Here is a 22,893-nt window from a genome sequence, read left to right as displayed (position 1 = left end):
TAAACTTACGCGGTTTTTTATTTGTATAGCAACTTAATCAGTCTCGTTGCTATGAAAGGCTCAATAAACTGAGCCTTTATCGCTATTACTTACGACGACGAAGTGCAAGTAATGGCAGTAGTAACACAATGAAGTGACCTAATGAGCCGCTTGAAGAACTCTTAGTTTCCGCTTCAGTTTCTGGTGTTACTTGTGAAGCGAATTCACAGCTACCATCATCTTCATTCGCAGTCGCATCATAGTTAGTTGCAGCAGCATCAGTACAACCAAGCTCTACACCATCAGACTCAACCATAAGCAAGAATTCTTTGCTTACTTTGTCTGCTGGGTTAGCTTTGTCTTGCACTGTGACTGTTACCATTGTTTCACCATGGAAATGTGCATCAGGGATTAAGTTAAACGACATTCCGTCAACTTCAGCCGTAACATTCTCACCGGTTACCACTAATTCATTTGGCGACTGGTCTGCATCAACAACCATCACGTCAACACCATCGATACGGCCATTTTCTGCTACCGTCATATCAGCGATGTCGCTCATTTTCAGGTTGCTTTGTACGCCGATTGAGTGCATTAACATACCACCTTCTTGGCTACCTAGTTGGTAATCAAGGGTGATATCTTGCACTGAACCTTTCGCATCAGGCATAACCGTAGCAGTAAAGTTAAACTCAACTTCACTTTGCTCTGGGCCAACATAATCAAAACAGATTACTAAGTCATCTTGTAAGATTTTGCCAAGGTCGTCATAACCAACCACATTGCTTAATGCACCGTCTTTAAAGCCGGCAGTTGTAGAGTAAACACTATCACCACCTTCAATAAAGATAGTCCCTTCATCAACACCTGCGCCTAGGTTATCGTAAGCAAAAATAGCTTCGAACATACCTTCATGGTCATCGATACCACTACGTAAAATCACTTCATAGTCGAACGTGTCACCGGTATTTTTATCAGTCACATTATCGAATTCCATAAATACGAGATCACCTAAGTCAGGACGCTCTTCTTTATACTGAGAAGCAATCGTTAGACCTGTTGGATCCGTTGGATGGCGAAGGTTTTCAATTTCAAACGAGCCACGCCAGAATGGTGCAAGCGCTTCAACTAAGAAACCAGGACCGCGGTGTGCACTCATCATCCACCAAATAGGTGTGAACTGCATTGCACCTGTTGGGTGTAAACGTACTTCGTTATTATTTACTTGGTTGTAAATTTCAAACTTCGCACCTTCTTTATAGAATAACCAATCAATTGGCACATCAAAGTACACATTTGAGCCACCCTCATACCAAGCAGCTTCAGGTTGAATGCGGAAATCACCCCATAAATCGATATATCCCCCTGTCGAGAATTCATCAATCATTGGCGTTTTACACATCTCATTAGTGATGTTGTTAGTTACCACATAATCACGTTGTACGTTACGCGTTGCGTCTTGTGTACCTTGAATAGTTAACGTGTTGCCTTCTACAACTAATGAAGCTTCAACTTCTTCATTGTTTGAAGTTAGCGTTTCAGGCCAAACTTGCATGCCATCAGGAATCGTCAATGACAATGAATAGTCACGCGCTTTAGATTCATAGTTAGCTTTAAGTTTTACATTAACGTTAACTAAGTCCATAGCACGAGCAGTGTCTTGATCAACATTTAAGGTAAGTGCTTCTGCATCACGCTTTAAATTAACCGATGTAAAACCAAGAGTGCCTTCAGCTCCATCAGCATTACCTAATGCAAAGCCGCCATAATAAACATCATTCGGTTGCGCATCTGGTAAATCCCAATTTACAGCAATTTCATAGTTACCATTGCCGCTGTGCTGCTGTGGCGCTGATACACTGAATTCACCGGTATTTTGCTCTTTAACAATGGCGTAATGCGTCACTGTTTGGTAACCAACATCACGAGCACCCGCAAGCGCTGCGGTCGCAAACCAGTATTTACCAGGCTTGGGATCGATAATATTACAATAGTTATCTTCAACACTACTTGAAGAATAACAAATCATTTCTTCATTAAGCGCTTTGATCAGTGCAGTAGAATCTTCCGCAATCTCTTCATCAGACACCATGAATGAGCCACTTTCATTAGCATCATAACCCACTATTAAGTGTGCTTTTTTCATTTGCCAGCGAGGCTCAGCAAGATCTTCTAAATCTGTAGTTTGCTCGGTAGATGCAACTTTAACCATTAAGCGTTTTGTACCTTCTGGTACTTCAAATGCCTGGATATCCCATGCTTTTTCTACGCGATCTTTTGTCACATAAGGTGCAACACCTAAGATATTTGCGGTAATCTCCGTTGGTTTTACTAGACCATAATAAGTCGGCGTAAATTCACTGTAGCTATCGGTATTAACAACGATTGATTCTGATGCACTTGCACGTGCCATATCGATATCAACCATGGTTGGTAGCTCATCAATGACGTTTTTCGCAACTAATGTGAAATGAGCATCAGGCGAGTCGCCATCAGTGTTCTTGAATAACACTTTACCGTTGAACCAAGCATCTTTATTTAAGATATTGTCCCAAGGCGCACCTTCTTCAACAGGATCAAGCTTAGACTCGATGATATTCGGCAACTTCATAGTAACCATCACATCTTGTGTTTCACCTGCTTGAAGTGTGAAATTACTTGGTGTTACGCTAACTTCTACACCAAAGCTTTCTTCTTCACCTTCAACAGCCCAACCATAAGCTGTTGCATCCCAAGTACCATCTTTTGTTGCCTTAACTGTACGCATCCACGTGCATTCAAGTTCGCAGTCTTGGTTAACTAACGAAGGTAGGTTAAGCCACTCTACTAAACCACCATTGCGCGGGTTCGCATCATGATAGTTTTCAATAGTCTCATCCATGATAAGACCCGCATTGGCAGCTTGTGCTACGTCAATCGCACCGCCACCAGCCATGAAGTTGTAGTATGGGTCAATTAAAGTAACGCCATTAGAAATGCGCACTTTGTTCGCCGTCATCATTAGTGCTGATTGAATTTCTGCTGGCGTCCAATCTGGGTGCATTTGCATAAGTAGCGTCATTGCACCAGTAACATGCGGCGTAGCCATTGAAGTACCACTCATGAAAGTCCAATCAGATGCACGAGGGTTAGCTGTAAATGGTTGGTCATCAGCATTCGCTGCGTAAATATCCACACCTGGTGCCGTCACATCTGGAACAAGGTTATTGATGTAATAACTTGGCCCCATTGAGCTAAAGATCGCAAGTTCATTACCTGCTTCTTCATCAAATGAATAGTTATTTTCTGGCTCGCCAATTGTCGCAATAGCAGCGCCATCTGGGTTAGCATTAACCCAATTACGAATTGTATAGCGTGCATTTGCTGGTAAGTGAATACCTGGGATAACATAGTTATCAGCAACAATGTTTTCTGTCGAGCTAATGTTTTGCAAAATGAAGCCACCTGCTCCACCAGCTGCCACGTTCTTAGCTTTATCTACACGCGCGATGTCACCACGTAAACACACTACAATTTGGTCAGATGTAAACGTGCCTGCTGGGAAAGGAGCATTACAACTTGCAGCATCGTAATCATCATTTTCGTTCGGGTCGTCGTACTTTTCGGCAAGTACAACTTCACCTGTGATACCGCCAGAGAAACCCTTACCTGAATACTCACCAGCATAAGGCGTGCGCGTGCCTTGGAAGTTATTGATGGTTTTAGCACCTAGGTCCATTACACGATCATGGGTTGATGCACCTACTGTGGTTACCCAAGGCGAAGTATGATCCGCAGACATATAATATGGGCCTGAGTTACCCGCAGCTGCTGCTACTGAAATACCTGCTTCACGCGCACTTAAGAAAGCCATTTCCATTGGGTCTTCCCACGGGAAGCTTTCACCACCACCAATTGAGAAGTTGATTGCATCTACACCATCTTCAATTGCATCTTCAAATGCAGATAAAATTGCTGACTCAGGACAGCCTGAGTATAGATCCCCCGAGTTTCCTGCATAACACACTTGGTACGAAATAATGTGTGCACGAGGTGCCACACCACTGGTACTTTCAAAGGTAAATGGTAAGTTTTCACCATCACTTACTTTCTCACCTGTTGCAGCTTGAAGCGGTGTGTTTTCGATGTAATTACCCGCCGTAGTGCTTGCTGTGTGAGAACCGTGACCATTGTAGTCTTCACCATTTTCAGGGCGGCGATCAGCACGTGCAAATTGATAATCAGCATTCATTGCAGTGATTTCTGGGTATGAGCGAACACCAATTAGCTTATCATTACATAGCTCAGGTTCTTCCTCACAGTCGCCTACAAAGTTACCTGCACCTAGTGGATTTTTCTCACTGTATTGTTCGTCGCTAGCAAATGCTGGATGGTCTGTATTGATACCTGTATCAATAATACCTACAACCATACCTTCACCTTTAACACCTACCGATGAAGCCGGTGTTGCACCCTGCCATAATTGATCAGCACCAATAAACTCAGGACCACGGTCTGTGCGTAATTCAAAAATACGGTTAGGAGTAATACGCTTTACGCCTGATTGTGTCGCAAGTAGCTCTGCATCAGCTTGTGTCATTTCGACCACTACCGCGTTATTTGCAAGGGTAAATTGCTTTTTAATCGCAATATTGGCACCTATTGCACGCGCCTTACTTAATACTGCTGTTTGACGTTGCTTTAAAAAACCTTGATACGCGCGCACACTTTGCGACGCTGTATCAATACGCTCTTTAACCATTAAAGAGCGAGATTCAGTAATAGCTGTAGCGCTGAAACCTTGAATTTCACCTTGATAACTTGCCACTGGCTCATCATGCATTTGCACAATGTAAGTTTGAATGCCTGTCACCCCATCTTGAGGTTGAAAAACATGTTCCGGCTGCTGACTTTGATAGTGCTGGTTTAAGCGTTGAGCACTCCCTTTGAGCAAGCTTGGATGATCTTCGATTTGTTTTTCTTGTTGATAATTCGCGATATCTTCAGCTGTAAATGTTGGCTGATAAAAGCCTTTATCTGACACTTTGTTAAAGCCAGGCTCTGCCGCAGCATAGCCTGTAGCGCCGACATACAAGGCTGTAAGTACGGCGACTGAACTTTTCTTCAAGTGTGCGATTTTCTTATTGCGAGGTTGCATATGATTCCCACTGATTTAATTCTAAACAGCTCATAAATTGCTTGAGCTGACACACTAAATTATTTAGCAGGCAAACATATACAGAGGGGGGGTTACATGGTCAAACCGACCTGTACACACTTGAGACACAAAATCAACATTAAATAAACACCAGAGCGGTAAAAACAAACGCATTGCAGGATATTTATACAAAATGTAGCGTTTTGTACAAAAATACGATTACAGAAACAAAATGAGGAGTGAAAACAGCTAGGGAAAGGTATCCCTAGCTGCTAAAAAGTTAGAAGTTATAACGAACCGAAAGTGCAAGATCTGAGTAATCATTTGCATCACGATAGCTTGCGCTTATCAGCCAAGCTGGTGTAAAGGCATAGTTTGCCCCCACATGAAATACAGCATTATTTTCGCTCTCTTCGTCATGCAAACGCTCGTAGCCAACGCCAGCGTTGATCTCAAATGAATCAGTTAATAGATGTCTGATTTGCGCGTTAGCAGACAAAATATCTGCGGTTTCTGAATTTGAGTGGTTCTCTGAAAAGCTATTAAAAACTTGATCTTGGTATGATACGACTTCTTTAAAGTCAAAATCTGATTCTATTTTTAACTGGCCAATCTTTGCAGAAAAATCAACTTTAGTGCGATCTGATAGCGAATAAATATAGCCTAAACCAATTTCGTAACGGGTCATATCGATATCATAGTCGTAAGAATAAGATACGAGTGTGTCACCTAAATAATTATTATTGCTATCGTAAACACCCGAACCACTGAAATTAGAACGTGATGTTAAATCGTCATTTAAAATTGAATAGTTGCCTGAAACATACCAGTTCTCAGCAAACTGCTTACTGAAATTAAAGCCAAAGCCTTTCAGAGATAACTCGTCGATCTCATCAATTTCTGTCTTTTTATATCCAGCTTCAACATAGTCATAGCTTAATGGTGAAGTGTTTTCTGCCATTACAGCTGTAGAAGCAAGTGACAAAGTGCAAGCAAGAAGAGTGAATTTCATTTGTTAAATCATCCTAATTATAAATCGGGCACAATCTACCAAAGCGAAAGAGGACCCGCAACAGAAACAACATTAATTTTAATAGGCTAAATGTAAGAAACTGTTATAAAAATTCGATTGAACACTTAATTAATTGAGCTATTTTTAGGCAATAAAACCGTCGCTAACGACAGGTTTAATCCATCAAAAAGATTAATTAGTAATGTGCAATAATAGAAGCTTAAATAAAAGCAGAGAACTGGTTTTGGTTCGTGGGCGAGGTAGCCGCTTGATAAAAATTAGCAATACGTGCGGCACGCTCGTCTACTTCAACATCACGCTTTGCTGTTTTGGTTTCGCTGGTTTGAGTAGCACTATCTTCGGCATACTCACTGTTTATTTTGAAGGTCGATTTGCCTGAGTCAGCATCGTCATCAACTGATTGACTGGCAAGCTCAGCTTGCGCTGCCATAAGCTTTTGTGTGGCATCGGCAGCAATTGAGCGATCAGCACTTGAAGGCTCTTGAGGTGCAAGCGCAGCTGCACGCACCGTCTGCATTTTTTCAATTGTAGCTTTTGGGTCACCTTTAATTTCAGCAACATCAATTTGCACCTCGCCGCCCACGGCATAGTTTGTACCATCTGGGCCGCGTTGATACTCATAGCTTGGTGAGCCAGCATACTGCCCTCCTACCGCTGCATGCGCTTGTTCATGAATACGCACTTCGGTATCGCGGGCTTTTAGCTCTTTAATTTGCTCAGTGTCTTGTTGCTCTTGCTCTGCAACCTTTTGCTCTTTTTGCTGCTCTTGTTTAGCTTCTTGCTGTTCTTGCTCTGATTGTTCAGGCTCGCCTTGTTCGCTACCTTGTTGGCGCTCTTCAATCACTTTGTCTTCAGCTAGACGACCTTTAGCATCATACGTACCAGCTTCAGAACCTGGCTGCTTGGTTTTGTCGCCATCATTCAAGGTTTTATTTTCTGCGTTACTCGGCTTGGTAGCAGCAGGAGGTGGGATCACTTCACGTAACTGATTATCACGGCGAGCACTTTCGGTGTGCACATTCGCTGTGTTGATATTAATCGAAGGAAACGGAGTGACGATATTCATAAGTACTAAACTTTAATATCTATTAATGTACCCAGCACTTCATCAGCAGTCTGAATCGTGTTGATATTAGCTTTTGCATTAAACTCTTCAACTTTTAAATTAACAAGCGACTCATCGATTGGGGCAGGTTGTGAAACTGGCGGAGTTACAGCTTCATTTGGAGTTGCCGCTTGTAATTGGCGTTGTTGAGCTAATTGGGCATCATCTTGCTGATCAATTGAGGCACGGCTAATCTCAGCGCTCGCCTTTTCGATACCTTGGCTTGCGCGGTTATAACCTTCTACCGCATTATTAAAAACAGAACTGATTGGCATAACACCCTCCAACAGTGAGATCTACCCGATAAGTATCGCTCATAAAACGAGCAAAATAAAGCTAAATCCCGCTATTTTTCTGGCCTCTCAGCGAGTTTTGCTTAACACATTGATTTCAGTGCTGATATAAATGCCGCTTTATGTGAAATAAAAGGCGCGTGTGAGGCCTTATCTAAAACTTCATATTCAAACTGAGGTTGTAAGGCATGCATTTTTTCAATCGCGCGATAAGGTACTAATGAATCTAAGCGACCGAAAATACCACGCACAGGTACGCTAAGGTTAGCGAATAGCTCACGTAAATCATCCTGCTGTAAAATGTCTAAGCCCACACTTAAAGCTTGCTCTTGAGGCGCTGGGTATTGGTTTAAAAGTGCTTTAAGTTGCTTAATGTCATCTCGCGCTGATTCACTGCCCATCGCTTGTATCGCCAAAAACCGTTCTATTGTTTTTTCTCTATGCCTAACCAGCTGATCTTTAAATGCATTTAATACGTCAGGTTTAATACCCGGCCATTCGTCGGTTTGCGCAAAAAAGGGGGTTGAGGCAACCAATACAACCTTTGCGACTTTGTCAGGCCAATGTGCTGCAATATACAAGGCAAAAAGCCCGCCCAACGACCAGCCAACAAGAATAGACTTTTCATTTAGCTGTGTACTTAGTTGCTCAGCTGCAGCGTGCAAAGTGTAAGGTGTGGGAATAGACTGTGCGTTACCAAAGCCAGGTAAATCGAGACAACGGACTTCACCATCATGAAAAAACTCAAGCTCAGGTTTGATCACTTGCCAAACCCCTTGGTTCATTCCCCAGCCATGTAATAGCACCATCTCATTTTGCATATTTTGTATTTCCCAACCACACTTAGCGCTCATAATAGCGTTTAAAGGAATGAATGCAATGTCTCACTTACCTCACACCTTAAAACTAGGGCTAGACGCACTATTCCCCAACTTTTGCATTAGCTGCCAGAGTCACATACAGGCTGATCAAGCTTTGTGTCAGTATTGTTTAGATGACCTCAATTTATTTGACCTTACACACCATCCAAACCTGTTACATCGACCTGATATCTGTGATGCATTTCCTGATAGTAATTTTGATCATCTAATTGCCTGTGCTTGGTATCAAGCGCCTTTTAAACTTTGGCTCAAGCAGTTGAAATTTAATGACCAGCAGTATTTTTGTGTGGCGCTACAACAAGTAATACAGAGGCAGCTGCAATTAGCTCATCAAGTTAATTCAAGTTGGCCCGATCTTTTTATTGTGCTACCACTACATAATCAACGCTTTTTAGCGCGCGGCTTTAATCAGGTAAGCCAAACTTGGCTGCCTGTTTTGAAAAACCAGCAATGTACTGTTAGCTCAGCTCTTTACAAGCAAAAAGCAACCAAAGCGCAATCACAGTTAAGTAAAGCGAAGAGAGTTAAAAATCTACAAAATGCCTTTGTTTGTCAGCAAGATTTAACAGGAAAAACCGTGGCGATTATTGATGATGTGATGACCTCTGGCGCAACCATAAATGCTGCGACAGAAGCCATAAAACATGCAGGGGCAAAGCAAGTATGGGCTATGCTCACTTGCCTAACGGGGTTAGGCAACCCGCATTATGATTAATTGTGATTACTTATCACCTGAAGCATGAAAGGCATTACCAAAAAATAAGGCATTGCTTAGTAATCGGCTCGTACCGTACCAGTAACCACGGAACACAGGGTTATCTGTCATACCTATTACACTGCCTTTGCCATATGAATGCGCAATTAGGCCAGCAGCACCCGCTACTTGCTCTACGTTTACGTCATCAGTAAAGCCAGCTAAAAGCGGCTTATCTGTGTAAGTAAGCACATTAACAAAAGGTGAGTCTGATTTCTCAAGTAGCCAAGTGCTATTCTTAAATACAGGTAATGTATTACGGTTCAGCGAATACGTAAGTGGATGAGATAAATCTACAGAGGTATTAAAAATTGCACCGGCAATACGCTGACGACCAGCTAAGTCATCTTTATCAGCATAAGTAAGCCCTGTTGTATCAAAGGCACTGGCTACATCGCGACGAGATAAGTAGTTTGCTTTTAGTAGTTGCTGATCAGCTAAGAACTTCGCCCCCCCTTTGTGACCCCAAATAACACCGCCTTTACGAACCCACGATTTAATAGCCACTTTAGTCGCATCATCAAGACGATTGAAATTTCCGTGCGCTAAAATAATATGGCTGTAGTTTTCAAGGTCGATGTTACCTAAGCGCTCCATTTCGATAATGCTTGGCGCGGTGCCTACAAAACGATCTAAGTAATACCACACTTCACCAAGCTCATACTGGCTAGTTCCTTGACCACCCACGAGTAATACTTTAGGCGCTTTCACAACCGCCATTGCACGAGAACCTAAATCAGCACCTTTAACCGTTAAGCCCGAACTAATTGGCGTAATTTCAATGCCAAACTCATTCTGTGCTTGGTTTAAATAACTAACCCAGTTGCTATCAGTTTGCAGACCAGCAGGAACAAGAATACTACCTGGTTCAAACGCTATTTCACCTGATGGCGTTTTTGCTGTTAGTGGGCTTAATGCCACGCGTGCTTTCACACCTTGTTCAAGCAAGCTATTAAGCATTTTTGGCGCTAGGTAATCATCCCATTTAAATGCATAGGCATAGCTTTGCGGTAATGCTGCAAAGCTTGACTTAACACTTTGCTGCCAAGGCATTTTTACCACATTTAAGCCCCAGTTGCTGCTTACCTTTGCAAATTCTAAATTAAAGGCATGAGCAAGTGTCCAGCCAGATACATCATAAAACGTATTATCAACAAAACGCTGTTGCTCACTGAAAATCGCTTTAATTAAACGAAATTGTGGCTGTGCTAATGGCACATAATAGCTCTGCTCAGAAAAGCTTTGCCCGTTTACTTTTAACGGCTCTTCTAACATGTACGCATTGATTTGGTGTTGTCTCAATAAATCAAGGAAGTATTGCATGCGGCTTTGATCAGCGCCGCCTTTAACTACATACCCTTTAAAATCTTCATCACCAGCAAGATCAACTGCTTTGTTATAAAATTTTGCTTGATAATCAAGTAAGTCTGTACGGTTATCAATCGCCGCTTGGAACGTCGATAAGCTTGTTAATAACTGATTTTTAATCGTAAACGGGAAGCTTAACGGGCCGTTAATAGTTTCTTGTAAGTGACCACGCGAGCTCGCTTGTTCAAATAAGATGCCTACACCGCCATTGACGTCTGGGTAAGTTGAGCCTTTACCATAGTAAAAGTCATCAAAGCTTTCTTCTGTGAAGTAAAGTGCATTGTGCTCATCAAGTGTTTTTGCATGATAGTTTGCAATTGCTTTAGTCAGCGTGACATTTTCTTCAGGCGTAATTGGGTGCTTACGAGTTGGGATCCCTGGTTGGAAAAAGTAAGTGCTGTTTGGGCCCATCTCATGAAAGTCAGTTAGGATATTCGGTTTCCATTGGTGAAACTGTGCAATACGTGCACGTGATTCAGGGTGCTGTAGTAATAGCCAGTCACGGTTTAAATCAAACAAGTAATGGTTAGTACGGCTACTTGGCCAACTTTCGATATGCTCGCGAGTTTGTGGATCTGATGATAACTTCATGCCACGGTTGCTGTTTGCCCAATTTGCAAAACGCGCTAAGCCGTCAGGGTTTAATGATGGGTCGAGTAAAATAACCGTGTTGTTAAGTAAGGCATCGATTTCTGGCCCCTGTGCAGCTGCAAGGTAATAAGCAACGAGAAGCGATGCGTTGCTGCCTGATGATTCATTACCGTGAACACTGTAACCCATCCATACAACCGCAGGCTGTTTACTTGAGTCACTCGCTTCACCATTTAGGCGAGCCAAATGCGCCTTGCGGATTTGCTCAACTTGGCCAAGTTTGTCGGACGCTGTAACCGTTAGCATCACCAGTGGACGCTGCTCATGAGTGCGACCGATTACTTTAAAATTCATTCGGTCACTTTTTTCAGCAAGAATTTGCATATATTGCACAAGTTGATCGTGACGTACATGCCACTCACCCACTTCGTAACCTAACACCTGTTCAGGGGTCGGAATACTTGGGTCAAATTTCACATCTTGTTCAAAGTAATAAGAAAGAGGTTTTGCTAATGCGCTAACGCTCACTAGCATGGTTAATATTGTTATTATTAAACGCATAGATAGCACCCGTAATTATTTGATGTTTTAACGCTACCATTCGATAAAATAGATGCAACTTTTTACGCTCAACACTGGCGACAACACGATGAGCGGAGTATGATACACAGTATCCGAGTAATTTAGTCAAGTATAGTCCGTTTTATGATCTCTATTTCTGAATCTGCACAATCTCATTTTGCTAAACTTTTAGCAGACCAAGCTGAACAAACAAACATTCGTGTGTTTGTAGTAAACCCAGGTACTTCGCAGGCTGAGTGTGGTGTTTCTTACTGCCCAGAAGACGCCGTTGAAGCGACTGATATTCGTCTACCATTCAATGGTTTTGATGCCGTTGTTGATGCAGAAAGCGCCCCTTTCTTAGAAGAAGCTGAAATCGATTTTGTAACTGACAAAATGGGTACTCAGTTAACGCTTAAAGCACCAAATGCGAAAGCACGTAAACTTAGCGATGATGCATCACTACAAGAGCGTGTTCAACACATGCTTGAAACCGAAGTTAATCCTCAGCTCGCTAACCACGGCGGTCAAGTAAGCCTAGTAGAAATTACTGCTGACGGTATCGCGGTACTGCAATTTGGCGGTGGCTGTAACGGTTGTTCAATGATTGACGTCACACTTAAAGAAGGCATCGAGAAAGAAATGATCGCCAAGTTTGACGAAATCAACGGTGTAAGAGACATTACTGATCACCAATCTGGTGAACACTCTTACTACTAACCGGTATCTAAAGCATGCTTAAAAAATGGGTATTTCGCTTAGGCAGCGATCCCAAGTTAAGCTTAAAACGCTTTCTTCGCGGCCTAGCACTGTTTGTGCTAGCCGTGATTTTTATTGCCATAGGTTACTATGGACCCGCACTATTTCAATTAATTGGCCTAGTCATACTAGCTGTGGCTTTATTCTTTGCTGGTTGGGGCTACTTAGGTATTTTTGCCAACCGTTTTGCACAAGTTTTAGAGCGCTCATCCCCAAAAGATCACGACCCCGATCTTTGGAAATAAATCTTCAGCGATAATTTACTCTAATAATTGCTGGTTGTTGACAATTTTACGGTAGCGAAACCACAGCGTTAATCCGCGTATCAGCATAAAGCTGGTCATCGCAAACCATAAACCATGATTTTGCCAGCTACTCACTACCCAAAACAGTCCAAAAAAGCCCACTAGAGCACTAAATAGCATAGTATTACGCATGTCTTTAGCACGGGTTAAACCGACAAATACGCCATCAAATAAAAAGCAGCCCATCGCCGCAATAGGCAATATAATCACCCAAGGAAGATAAACCGTTGCAAGGCTGATAACTTCGGGCACATCGGTGAGTAAGCGAATAATTGCCTCACCAAATAATAAAAATATAAGGCTATAAAACAACGCAAATAACCCGCCCCAAAACAAGCTCAAATTAACCCATAACTTAATCTGCTTAGCGCTGTGCTCACCTTTCGCTTTACCGACCTTTGCCTCACTTGCATAAGCAATACCATCAAGCGCAAAGCTCACCAACATTAAAAAGTTTAGCAATACGGCATTAGCCGCTAAGGTTGTTTCGCCGATCCGTGCGCCATAAAAAGTCATAAAGCTAAAACATAGCTGGAGTGCTAGTGAACGAATAAAAATATCGCGATTCAAGCTCACTAAATCAAGTAACTTAGCAACACTTAACCAGGCTTTCACAGCAAGGTTAACACCTTGTTTTTTAGCTAGTTGTGCAACTAACATAAGTGCAAAAGCTAGGGCGATATAATCAGCGATTAAAGACGCCCACGCAGCTCCAGCCACACCCCAATCAAGAAACACCACAAAATAAATATCAAGCACAATATTGGTTATATTGGTGATAAGTAATAAATAAAACGGCCCTCGACCATAATGAACACCTAGCATCCAACCAAGTAAAACCAAGTTACACAAAGCAGCGGGTGCACTAAAAATACGAATCGAAAAATAGCTATTTGCTTGTTCTAAAACAGCTTCATTCGCATTTGATAAATATGCCATTAAGGATTGAATAGGTATACTCAGCGCTATTAATAACAGCGCTACCGCTGTTGCTAGTAACAAGCTGCGCTTTAATAGCTCAGCAAGTAAGGTGTGATCGCTTTTACCATAGGCCTGGGCAACTAATCCTGTGGTGCTCATGCGCAAAAAGCCTGCTAGCCAAAATAATAACGAGATAACTGCTGAACCGAGCGCTATACCAGCTAAATAGTGAGCGCTTCCTAAGTGGCCGATTACAGCAGTATCAACTAAACCTAACATTGGCACGGTAATATTTGATAAAATCATCGGACCGGCTAATAACAGTAAACTTTTATGGTGTGCCTTATGACGTTTAAGAAAATGTTTCATTTAGTATTTGCAGTCCTGTTAGGTTTATCTTTGCGTGCCCATGGCGCAGTCATTCTACAGTATCACCACGTCAGTGAAAGCCTTCCTGCGGTAACCAGTGTCAGCAGCGAAACATTCACTGAACACATGCAATATTTAAAAGATAATAACTTCAACGTTATTCCACTAGATGAACTCATTACCTCGTTACAAGCAGGCCAACCGCTAACAGATAAAACCGTCGCAATAACCTTCGATGATGGCTACAAAAATAACTATGAAGAAGCTGCGCCCATCTTAGAAAAATTTGACTATCCGTACACTATTTTCGTAAATCCCGAACTAATTGATGAAGGCAAAAGCTATGTAATGACGTGGCAGCAGTTAAAGGAGCTATCGAAAAAAGGCGCCTTAATTAGCAACCACACACAAGTTCATAATTACATACACCGCAAACAACCAGGCGAGACTGAAGAAGTATGGCTTGCACGTACTAAAGAAGACATTTTATCTGCCCAGCAGCGCATTAAAGAAGAAATTGGCCATGATTACAAATACCTTGCTTACCCTTATGGCGAGTTTAATAATTCACTGCAACAACTAGTAAAATCGCTAGGATTTGTTGGTATAGGTCAGCATTCAGGGGCTGTAGGTATCCATTCTGACTTTACCCGGTTACCACGTTTTCCGGCATCGGGCTTTTATTCAAAGCTTGATACGCTTGCCACTAAACTAGACTCTCAAGCATTCACTATCAAACAGCTCACCTATTCAGATAGCGTGACAGACGAAAACCCGCCAAGTTTAAGCATTCAATTTGATATGCAGGACTTTCATAAAAGCCAGTTTGCTTGTTATGTATCAGGTATTGGTCAAGCTGATTTAACCTGGCTTAGTAAAGATACGGTGAAGATCACATCACCTGAAAAGCTGAAAAAGGGCCGCTCTCGCTTTAACTGCACAGCCCCTTCTATCGCGAAGAAAGGCAGCTATTATTGGTTCTCTCAACCTTGGGTTATTGTACCTTAACGGCCTGTTTTAGCATTTGCGCTGTGATTTTATCTAGGCGAACCACTTCATTAGCCGCATTAAGCTCTACAGCGGCTTTTGGCATGCCCCATACCACAGACGATAATTCATCTTGCGCTATGGTGTAGGCTCCTGCTTGATTTAATGCTAATAAGCCTTGCGCGCCATCACTGCCCATACCGGTCAATAACGCCGCTACTGTCGCTTTAGGGCAAGCAACAACGAGGGAGTTAAATAGCACATCTACTGCTGGGCGATGGCGATTAACCAGCTCACTCGAATCAAGCTGACAAAACAGGCCTCCGGCTTTTTTCACCACACTCAAATGCTGATCGCCCGGTGCAATATACGCCCAGCCAGGTTGTAATTTATCGCCATGTTCAGCTTCTTTAACGTTTATTTTGCACGTTCTATCCATGCGCATCGCAAACGAAGTACTAAAGACCGGCGGAATATGCTGAGTAATCACAATCGGTGGGCAATTTTCTGGCATGCGCACGAGTACTTCTTTAATTGCCTCGGTGCCACCCGTTGAAGCCCCAATGGCTAGTACGCTATTGGCCTTAAATTGCAATGTAGCTAAAGCGCTGTCGTCTTCAACTTTTAATTCTTTAAAGGCGCGTATTCTGGCACCTGCGGCAGTGCGAACTTTTTGATGTAATAAATGGGCATAACGCTGCAGGTTTTCTGTAACATTGATGGTTGGCTTAGCAATAAAATCAACAGCACCAATTTCAAGAGCTTCCAATGTGATAGGAGAGCCTTTTTGAGTTAATGTTGAAATCATTACCACTGGCATAGGACGAAGGCGCATCAAGTTTTTCAAAAAACTTAACCCATCCATTTTCGGCATTTCGATATCTAATGTTAAGACATCGGGATTAAGGCGCTTAATTAAATCTCGGGCTTGATAAGGGTCTTCTGCCGCACCAACGACTTGAATGTCTTGCGCTTGCTCGAGAACTTCCTTGAGTAAACCACGGATCAGAGCAGAATCATCAACTATGAGTACTTTGATCATATGCTCTCCTAAAATAATTCAATATCCGTTTCTGCATCTTGCTGCTCAATATCGTGTAAGTATTTAATTTCACGTTTTTCGAGTTTATCAGAGTGCAATTCACGCATTTTTTTGACCTGAGCCTTGCCTGTTTGCGGATCAAACATCACCTTACGTGGCCAAGGTCCGCCAACATCATGGGATACTAAATCCAAACCCTCTTCAAGTACATAGGCATTTGCAAAACGAATGTTGCCAACACCAATATCTGTCATTGAACGGATTATTTTCCCGCCGCCAAACAGCTTTACTTTGAGGTTGCGTCTAGAAGCACCATTTTTTAGGATTTCATTGATCAAGTATTCCATTGCCCAGTTGCCATAACGACAGTTAAGGCTGTGTGCGTTACTCGGATCAACGCCTTTTTCTGCTGGCAGCATAAAGTGATTCATCCCACCAATGCCTAATCCTTCATCGTAAATACACGCAGCAATACACGAACCTAACACAGTTGTGATCAATTCATCAGACTTAGACACATAAAATTCGCCTGGTAATACTTTAGCAACCACTTTATGGCGCTTGCCATCCCAAAACCGTTTAACGTGCTCAAAACCAGACAATACAGGTTTAAAATGACTACTCATAGACCACCTTTTTGATAGATAGTTTGGCCTAAATTCTTAAACTCTTTGTGGTCCTTACCCAGTGTTTCGGAATGCCCCAAGAATAAATGACCTGAATCGGTCAACAAATCGTAATAACGTTTAAATAGAGTATCTTTCGTCGGCTTATCGAAGTAGATAACTACATTGCGACAAAAAATAACATCAAACGGCCCTTTCATAGGCCAGCTCTGTAATAAGTTTAGACGTTTAAAGAAAATATTCTTTTGTAGTTCGGGTTTTACTTTATATAACTGACCGTCATGGCTTTTTAGAAACCAGCGCTTAAGTTGGCTTTTGTCTAAACCATTCACATTCGCAGCGGTATAGGTGCCAGCCTGTGCTTTAGCGAGCACATTTGAATCTAAGTCAGTAGCTAGGATTTTCACATCCCAGTCAGATGGGAATAAACCGCTTAAGGTCATAGCAATGGTATAAGGCTCTTCGCCGGTCGAGCAACCAGCAGACCACACCCTTACACGCTTTTGTTTAGCATTACTAATCAACAGTTTGGGGACTATGGTATTTTTTAGATAACTAAAGTGATGTGGCTCACGAAAGAAAGAAGTCAGATTAGTGGTTATGGCATTAATAAATTCACTAAACTCTTGTTCTTTATTCTCTTCAAGAAAGTCTAAATATTCTTTAAAGTTCTTAAGCTTATGTTGGCGAATACGTCTTGCTAAGCGCGAGTAAACCATCTCGCGCTTATGCTCAGCTAAAACAATGCCGCAAGCATCGTACACTTGTGACGAAATAGCTTTAAAGTCACTATCCGTTAGTAAAAACTCTTTCATGTGCTTGACCCTGCAGCTGTAACATTAGATGCAATTAACTAGTTAGAATTTAATTGGGAAGAGTTTTAAAACTCTTCCCACTCATCACTAGGGTCAACAAAGTTATTGCCTTTTGGTGCCGAACGTACTGGTGAGCTTGGCTGTTTAGCTGCAGGCGCTGAACTTGCACGGCTTGTAATATCCATCTCGTTATTTGATAACGAGAAGAAGTTTAACAAGCGGCGCATATCATTCGCTTGCTCAGCCATTGATTCGCCTGCAGCAGAGGCTTCTTCAACCAAAGCAGCATTTTGCTGAGTCATTTCATCCATTTGGGCAATGGCTTTATTAACTTGTTCAATACCAGAGCTTTGCTCTTCAGAAGCTTGAGCAATATCAGAAATCATTGCTGTAACTCTTTGCACCGCCGTAACAATTTCTTGTAATGTTGAACCCGATTCATTAACCAGTAATGTACCATCCTCAACTTTTCCAACACTGTCTCGGATCAATTCTTTGATTTCTTTTGCTGCAGCTGCTGAACGTTGTGCTAAATTACGAACCTCACCTGCAACAACTGCGAAACCACGACCTTGCTCACCTGCTCGGGCAGCTTCGACAGCGGCATTCAGCGCAAGTAGATTTGTTTGGAAGGCAATTTCATCAATAACACTGATGATGTCTGCAATCTTCTTACTTGATTCATTAATTGCTGACATACTGGTTACAGCGCGATTTACAACTTCGCCACCTTTTTGCGCTTTAGTACGTGTTTCTTCAGCAAGTTCATTCACTTCTTTTGCATTATCAGCATTTTGGCGAACCGTACTGGTCATCTCTTCCATGCTTGATGCAGTTTCTTCAAGTGATGAAGCCTGCTCTTCAGTACGTTGACTTAAATCAGCATTACCTTGCGAGATTTCTTCTGCACCACTAGCAACCAGCGTTGCTGAGGTATTAATGCGATTAATCACTTCAGTAAGCTTATCAGCCGTGGCATTTGCATCACGTTTTAACTTATCGAATGAACCTTGATAGTCTTGCTCAATACGTTTTGATAAGTCACCGTTCGCCATAGCATCAAGCATATTGCCTGTATCTTTTACTGCATCATCAACAATGCTGACAAGGCTATTTAAGCCCTGTGCCAGGCGTAAGAAGAAACCTTGTTTACCCGCTTCTTCTACACGGGCTTCTAAGTCACCACTCCCCGCAGCAGCAACCAGACCCGCAATTTCTTTTTCAATCGCCACTTCAGCAGTTCTGTCTTCCCACTCAACAACCGTACCAATACGTTCGTTTTCTGGGGTGAAAATAGGGTTTGCAACCAAGCCAAAAGTACGACCGCCAACTTGAATTTCCGTGCTGTAAGTATCACTTAACTTAGCCAGCATGTTGCGCTGATGTGCTGGATTTTTATGGAACACATCGATATTTTGACCCACTAGATTATTACTATTGAAGTTAGGTAAGTCTTTACGTAAATCACTTTCAGCAATTTTCATCATACTCAGAACAGCGTCGTTCATATAAATAATGTTGTTGCTAGAGTCAGCAATCATGGTGTTAGTTGCCACACGGTCTAACGCGCGTCGAACACGAAGATTCTCTTCAGCTTCACGTTTTTCAGCATCCGCTTTATTTACGCTATCAGTAATATCCTGCCACTCAACAATAGTACCTAAACGCTTACCCGAAGCGCTCACCCAAGGAGTCGCAATCAAGCTAAAAATAAGCCCCGCCAAACGCAATGTAGTTTTGTATGGTTCAGATAAGGTTTTTAGCAGCTCACGTTGGTGTGACGGTTGTTTATGAAAATCATCAACACACGTACCCACTAAATTCGCCACAGAGAAGCTAGGTAGCACTGTTTGTAACGTTGATTCGCGAGCTTGCAGCATTTGCTTTACTTGCTCATTAACGAAAATAATTTTTAAATCATTATCGGCAATCATCACATTTGCTTGGCAAACACGCAGCGCATTTGATAAATCGGCATCACGTTTTGACTGACGTTCAAGTTCTTTTTGCGGTGTAATGTCAGTCGCAAATTTGATAACTTTAGTGACATTACCATTACTATCAATAATTGGGTTATAGGTACCTTGGATCCAAACTTGTTTGCCATTTTTACCGACACGCTTAAATTCATCAACAAAGAACTCACCGCTGCGTAACCGCTGCCAAAACTGTTGGTACTCTGGGCTTTGCGACTCTTGTTCAGCAACAAACATAGAGTGGTGTTGCCCTTGGATCTCTTCGAGTCGGTAACCCATGGTGTTTAAGAAATTAGCATTGGCAGTTATAATCTGCCCCGACGGTTGAAACTCAATCATCGCTTGCGACTTTTTAAGCGCCGCAATAACTAAATCATTTTCCGACTCAACATTTTTAGGACTGCTAAACCATCCCATACCCTTCACCTTCTTGTTAATCTACCCAGTTAAATGTCCATTGTTTTTTGTAGGTCAAGTAATGCGACCATTTTCTCACCCACATTGACTAAACCCGCAACAAATTGCGCGTTATCTGAGTCAGACAAATGTGGCACTGCCTTCGCTTCATGCTCAGCAATGCTATAGACATCCGAGACGGCATCAACGGCGATGCCCATAATTTTACATGTATTTTCAAGCTGTACTTTTAGAACAATTACAACGGTTAACGGCCCGTATTCGATGGCTGAAATACCAAAACGAAGCCTTAAATCAATAATCGGCACTATGGTGCCACGCAGATTGATAACCCCTTTGACGAAATCCGGTGAATTGGGGATCACCGTAATTTCTTCCCAACTGCGAATTTCTTGCACCGTTAAAATATCAACACCATACTCTTCTTCAGCCATGAAGAAGGTTAAAAACTGTTTTACATCTTGATCTTGTTCAAGGTTTAGTTTGTTATGCAGGTCGTCGTGCTGTGCAATCATGACGCCTCCAAATTCGCTTTTGATTCAATAATCAATTCTTGGCTCCCAGGCTTTCTAAGCCCAGATAATTTAATCAAACCACTAATATCAACAATCAAAGAAACACGACCATCACCCAAAATTGTCGCCCCTGAGACACCATCAACTTTTTGATAATTGGCTTCTAAGCTTTTGATTACCACTTGCTGTTGCGACAATAAGTCATCAACCAATAAACCTACTTTTTGGTTGTCACTCTCAACGACAACCAACAAGGTTTTATCAAGCGTTTCAATCGCCCCTTGGTGATTGAAAATGTTGTAAAGCCTTAAGATTGGAATATATTCATCACGTAAGCGCAGCACATCTAAGTCTTTGCCTACCCGACTCACTTTACTAATATCGATTTGCAATGACTCAATAATCGAAATCAGCGGGATAATATAAGTATGTTCAGCAATTCGGACTAACTGCCCATCTAAGATAGCCAATGTTAGCGGTAAGCGAATTGTAAATGTCGACCCCACGCCTGGTGCAGAAGCCACTTCAACAGAGCCGCTAAGTGCTTCGATATTGCGCCTTACTACATCCATACCGACGCCACGACCTGATAAGTCGCTGACTTGATCGGCTGTAGAAAACCCTGGTAAGAAAATAAGCTCATTGATTTCGTTATCAGACAACTCATCGGTTTCTGAAATTAGGCCGTTTTTAATCGCCTTTTCACGAATTTTAGTGGTGTTCAGGCCCTGACCATCGTCCATAATTTCGATAACGATATTGCCACCTTGATGAAACGCATTGAGCGTTACTGTGCCTACAGGGTTTTTGCCTGCAGCGACACGTTTATCAACGGTTTCTAAGCCATGATCTAAGGAGTTTCTCACTAGATGCACCATGGGGTCAGAAAGCTTCTCCATTACAGTTTTATCTAGTTCGGTTTGTTCACCCAGTAATTTAAGCTCGACTTGTTTATCAAGCTTTTGAGAGATATCGCGCACTAAGCGAGGAAAGCGACTAAACACAAAGCTGATAGGCAACATGCGAATACGCATGACATTTTCTTGTAAGTCACGGGTATTATGTGCCAGTTGTGCTAAGCCCTCTTGTAATGAGGCTATAGTTGTTTCTGTGATTTCTTGCTCACCCAATTGGCTTAACATCGCTTGGGTAATTACTAATTCACCCACCATATTGATCAGTGAATCGACTTTATCGATACCAACCCTGATTGAGGTTGATTCTGCATTGGCTGTGGTTGCTTTAACTGGCGCTGGCTTTTTCGTATCAGTGATTGGTTTAACTGCTGCTGGTTCAGCCTCTTGCGCTGGCGCAGCCTCTTCAGCAACAGTTTCAACAGCGGCAACCTCTTCATCACCAAACAAACCACCACATAGCGTAATGGTGATATCAGCATCATCTTCAACCCACTCGAAAATTTCTTCGATGCAGCTTTGCTCTTTGTCTGTGGTTAAGAAAAAGCGCCACGACAAAAAACAATCTTCAGGGGCAAGGTTAGTAATATCGGGGACATCATCTTGAAAGGCTTGTGTTTCAAGTTCTCCTAATTCCGCTAATTCACTGATCATGTACAGTGGTTCATTACCGGTTTTAAATAAATGATGGTGTGGTTTGAAATCGATTTGATAGGTGTTAAAGCTGCTTTCGCTAACAGCTTCTTGCGTTGGCTCTGGTGCTTTACTTGCAGCACGCATACCAAGAATTTCTTCAAATTTAATACGCAATTCATCAGCTTCAGTTAAGTCTGGCTGCTGCTCAGCTTGTAAAGTTCTGAGTAAAGCCCGTAAACAGTCAACTGATTTTAAAAGTAAATTTACATGCTCAGCAGTAAGATCTCGTGAACCTTCACGAATTTGATCTAACAGGGTTTCGAGAACATGAGTAAAGTCTGCAACAGCACTAAAACCAAAGGTACCGCTGCCTCCTTTTATTGAATGCGCAGCGCGAAAAATTGTATTTATGGTCTCTAAGTCTTCTTCGCCAGGCACTAAGTTTAATAACTCAGCCTCCATAGCGTCGAGTCCTTCGAAGCTTTCTTCGAAGAATACTTCAAAAAATTGGCTTAGATCTATACTCATGCCCCGCTCCTATTATTAGCGAATCACTTTTTTCAATACCGCTAACAATTGCTCAGGATTAAATGGCTTAACAATCCAACCAGTTGCACCAGCAGCTTTACCTTCAGACTTTTTATCAAGGCCCGACTCTGTGGTCAGCATCAGTAAAGGCGTGAACTTATAGTTAGGTAAGCTACGTAACTCACGAATAAGGGTAATACCATCCATTACCGGCATATTCACATCAGAAATAACAGCATCAAAGCCTTGTTGTTTTGCGATATTTAAAGCTTCGCTGCCGTCTTTCGCTTCTGTCACATCAAAGCCAGCTTTTTTAAGCGTAAAACCAACCATTTGGCGCATAGATGCAGAATCGTCTACTGCTAAAATTCTTTTCATAAA

18 protein-coding genes are annotated in these 22,893 nt (G+C 42.2%); 4 read left to right on the top strand and 14 right to left on the bottom strand.

Annotated elements, in window-relative coordinates; translation table 11 throughout:
• Window positions 1–85: 85 nt before the first annotated feature.
• The 5 genes from NFU46_RS17330 to bioH form a co-directional block, all read right to left on the bottom strand.
• Window positions 86–5,116 carry a S8 family serine peptidase gene (locus NFU46_RS17330; protein WP_251603612.1) on the bottom strand — a complete coding sequence of 1,677 codons (5,031 nt, stop codon included), beginning with the start codon at window positions 5,114–5,116 and terminating at the stop codon, window positions 86–88.
• A 280-nt stretch (window positions 5,117–5,396) separates the two neighbouring features.
• Complete coding sequence (locus tag NFU46_RS17325) at window positions 5,397–6,128, bottom strand: outer membrane beta-barrel protein (RefSeq protein WP_251603609.1); 732 nt, start codon at window positions 6,126–6,128, stop codon at window positions 5,397–5,399.
• A 220-nt stretch (window positions 6,129–6,348) separates the two neighbouring features.
• Complete coding sequence (locus NFU46_RS17320; protein ID WP_175083000.1) at window positions 6,349–7,215, bottom strand: putative metalloprotease CJM1_0395 family protein; 867 nt, start codon at window positions 7,213–7,215, stop codon at window positions 6,349–6,351.
• A gap of 5 nt (window positions 7,216–7,220) precedes the next feature.
• Window positions 7,221–7,529, bottom strand: coding sequence for a hypothetical protein (locus NFU46_RS17315; protein WP_054554434.1), 309 nt, complete (start codon window positions 7,527–7,529; stop codon window positions 7,221–7,223).
• A gap of 101 nt (window positions 7,530–7,630) precedes the next feature.
• Window positions 7,631–8,368 (bottom strand): pimeloyl-ACP methyl ester esterase BioH, encoded by a 738-nt coding sequence (gene bioH / locus NFU46_RS17310; RefSeq protein ID WP_251603606.1) that lies wholly within the window; start codon window positions 8,366–8,368, stop codon window positions 7,631–7,633.
• A 58-nt stretch (window positions 8,369–8,426) separates the two neighbouring features.
• On the opposite strand from bioH, the gene NFU46_RS17305 reads away from it, so the two are divergent.
• On the top strand, window positions 8,427–9,143 hold the full coding sequence (locus NFU46_RS17305) for a ComF family protein (protein ID WP_251603603.1): 717 nt from the start codon (window positions 8,427–8,429) through the stop codon (window positions 9,141–9,143).
• A gap of 6 nt (window positions 9,144–9,149) precedes the next feature.
• On the opposite strand, the gene NFU46_RS17300 is transcribed toward NFU46_RS17305, so the two are convergent.
• A complete protein-coding gene (locus NFU46_RS17300) occupies window positions 9,150–11,702 on the bottom strand; it encodes a M14 metallopeptidase family protein (protein WP_251603598.1) in 2,553 nt (850 codons plus the stop codon).
• Between the two features lie 144 nt (window positions 11,703–11,846).
• On the opposite strand from NFU46_RS17300, the gene nfuA reads away from it, so the two are divergent.
• Window positions 11,847–12,422 (top strand): Fe-S biogenesis protein NfuA, encoded by a 576-nt coding sequence (nfuA, locus tag NFU46_RS17295; protein WP_054554437.1) that lies wholly within the window; start codon window positions 11,847–11,849, stop codon window positions 12,420–12,422.
• Window positions 12,423–12,436: 14 nt separating this feature from the next.
• A complete protein-coding gene (locus NFU46_RS17290) occupies window positions 12,437–12,706 on the top strand; it encodes a hypothetical protein (protein WP_251603595.1) in 270 nt (89 codons plus the stop codon).
• Between the two features lie 15 nt (window positions 12,707–12,721).
• Here NFU46_RS17290 and dinF read toward each other — a convergent pair whose 3' ends face one another.
• The gene (gene dinF, locus NFU46_RS17285) at window positions 12,722–14,056 is read right to left on the bottom strand and encodes an MATE family efflux transporter DinF (RefSeq protein ID WP_285835550.1); all 1,335 of its coding nucleotides are present in this window, start codon (window positions 14,054–14,056) and stop codon (window positions 12,722–12,724) included.
• Here dinF and NFU46_RS17280 point away from each other — a divergent pair.
• A complete protein-coding gene (locus NFU46_RS17280; protein ID WP_251603592.1) occupies window positions 14,033–15,064 on the top strand; it encodes a polysaccharide deacetylase family protein in 1,032 nt (343 codons plus the stop codon). The two genes, dinF and NFU46_RS17280, sit on opposite strands and share 24 nt — an antisense overlap.
• Here NFU46_RS17280 and NFU46_RS17275 read toward each other — a convergent pair.
• The 7 genes from NFU46_RS17275 to NFU46_RS17245 all read right to left on the bottom strand — a co-directional run bounded on the left by NFU46_RS17275 (window position 15,051) and on the right by NFU46_RS17245 (window position 22,890).
• On the bottom strand, window positions 15,051–16,085 hold the full coding sequence (locus NFU46_RS17275) for a chemotaxis response regulator protein-glutamate methylesterase (protein ID WP_251603589.1): 1,035 nt from the start codon (window positions 16,083–16,085) through the stop codon (window positions 15,051–15,053). The genes NFU46_RS17280 and NFU46_RS17275 overlap by 14 nt on opposite strands.
• 8 nt (window positions 16,086–16,093) lie before the next feature.
• Entirely contained in the window at window positions 16,094–16,711 is a 618-nt protein-coding gene (gene cheD, locus NFU46_RS17270) for a chemoreceptor glutamine deamidase CheD (RefSeq protein WP_054562865.1), read from the bottom strand.
• Window positions 16,708–17,526, bottom strand: coding sequence for a protein-glutamate O-methyltransferase CheR (locus NFU46_RS17265; protein WP_062564789.1), 819 nt, complete (start codon window positions 17,524–17,526; stop codon window positions 16,708–16,710). Before NFU46_RS17265 ends, cheD begins: the two co-directional genes overlap by 4 nt.
• Window positions 17,527–17,591: 65 nt before the next feature.
• A complete protein-coding gene (locus NFU46_RS17260) occupies window positions 17,592–19,919 on the bottom strand; it encodes a methyl-accepting chemotaxis protein (protein ID WP_251603586.1) in 2,328 nt (775 codons plus the stop codon).
• A gap of 29 nt (window positions 19,920–19,948) precedes the next feature.
• Window positions 19,949–20,434, bottom strand: coding sequence for a chemotaxis protein CheW (locus NFU46_RS17255; RefSeq protein ID WP_054562868.1), 486 nt, complete (start codon window positions 20,432–20,434; stop codon window positions 19,949–19,951).
• Window positions 20,431–22,512, bottom strand: coding sequence for a chemotaxis protein CheA (locus NFU46_RS17250; RefSeq protein WP_251603583.1), 2,082 nt, complete (start codon window positions 22,510–22,512; stop codon window positions 20,431–20,433). The genes NFU46_RS17255 and NFU46_RS17250 overlap by 4 nt, the downstream gene beginning before the upstream one ends.
• A 15-nt stretch (window positions 22,513–22,527) precedes the next feature.
• Window positions 22,528–22,890 carry a response regulator gene (locus NFU46_RS17245; protein WP_054562870.1) on the bottom strand — a complete coding sequence of 121 codons (363 nt, stop codon included), beginning with the start codon at window positions 22,888–22,890 and terminating at the stop codon, window positions 22,528–22,530.
• Window positions 22,891–22,893: the final 3 nt, after the last annotated feature.

Origin of the sequence: Pseudoalteromonas sp. NCCP-2140 (assembly GCF_023708065.1) — a bacterium.
GTDB lineage: Bacteria > Pseudomonadota > Gammaproteobacteria > Enterobacterales > Alteromonadaceae > Pseudoalteromonas.
This window is presented reverse-complemented; position numbering and strand designations above follow the sequence as displayed.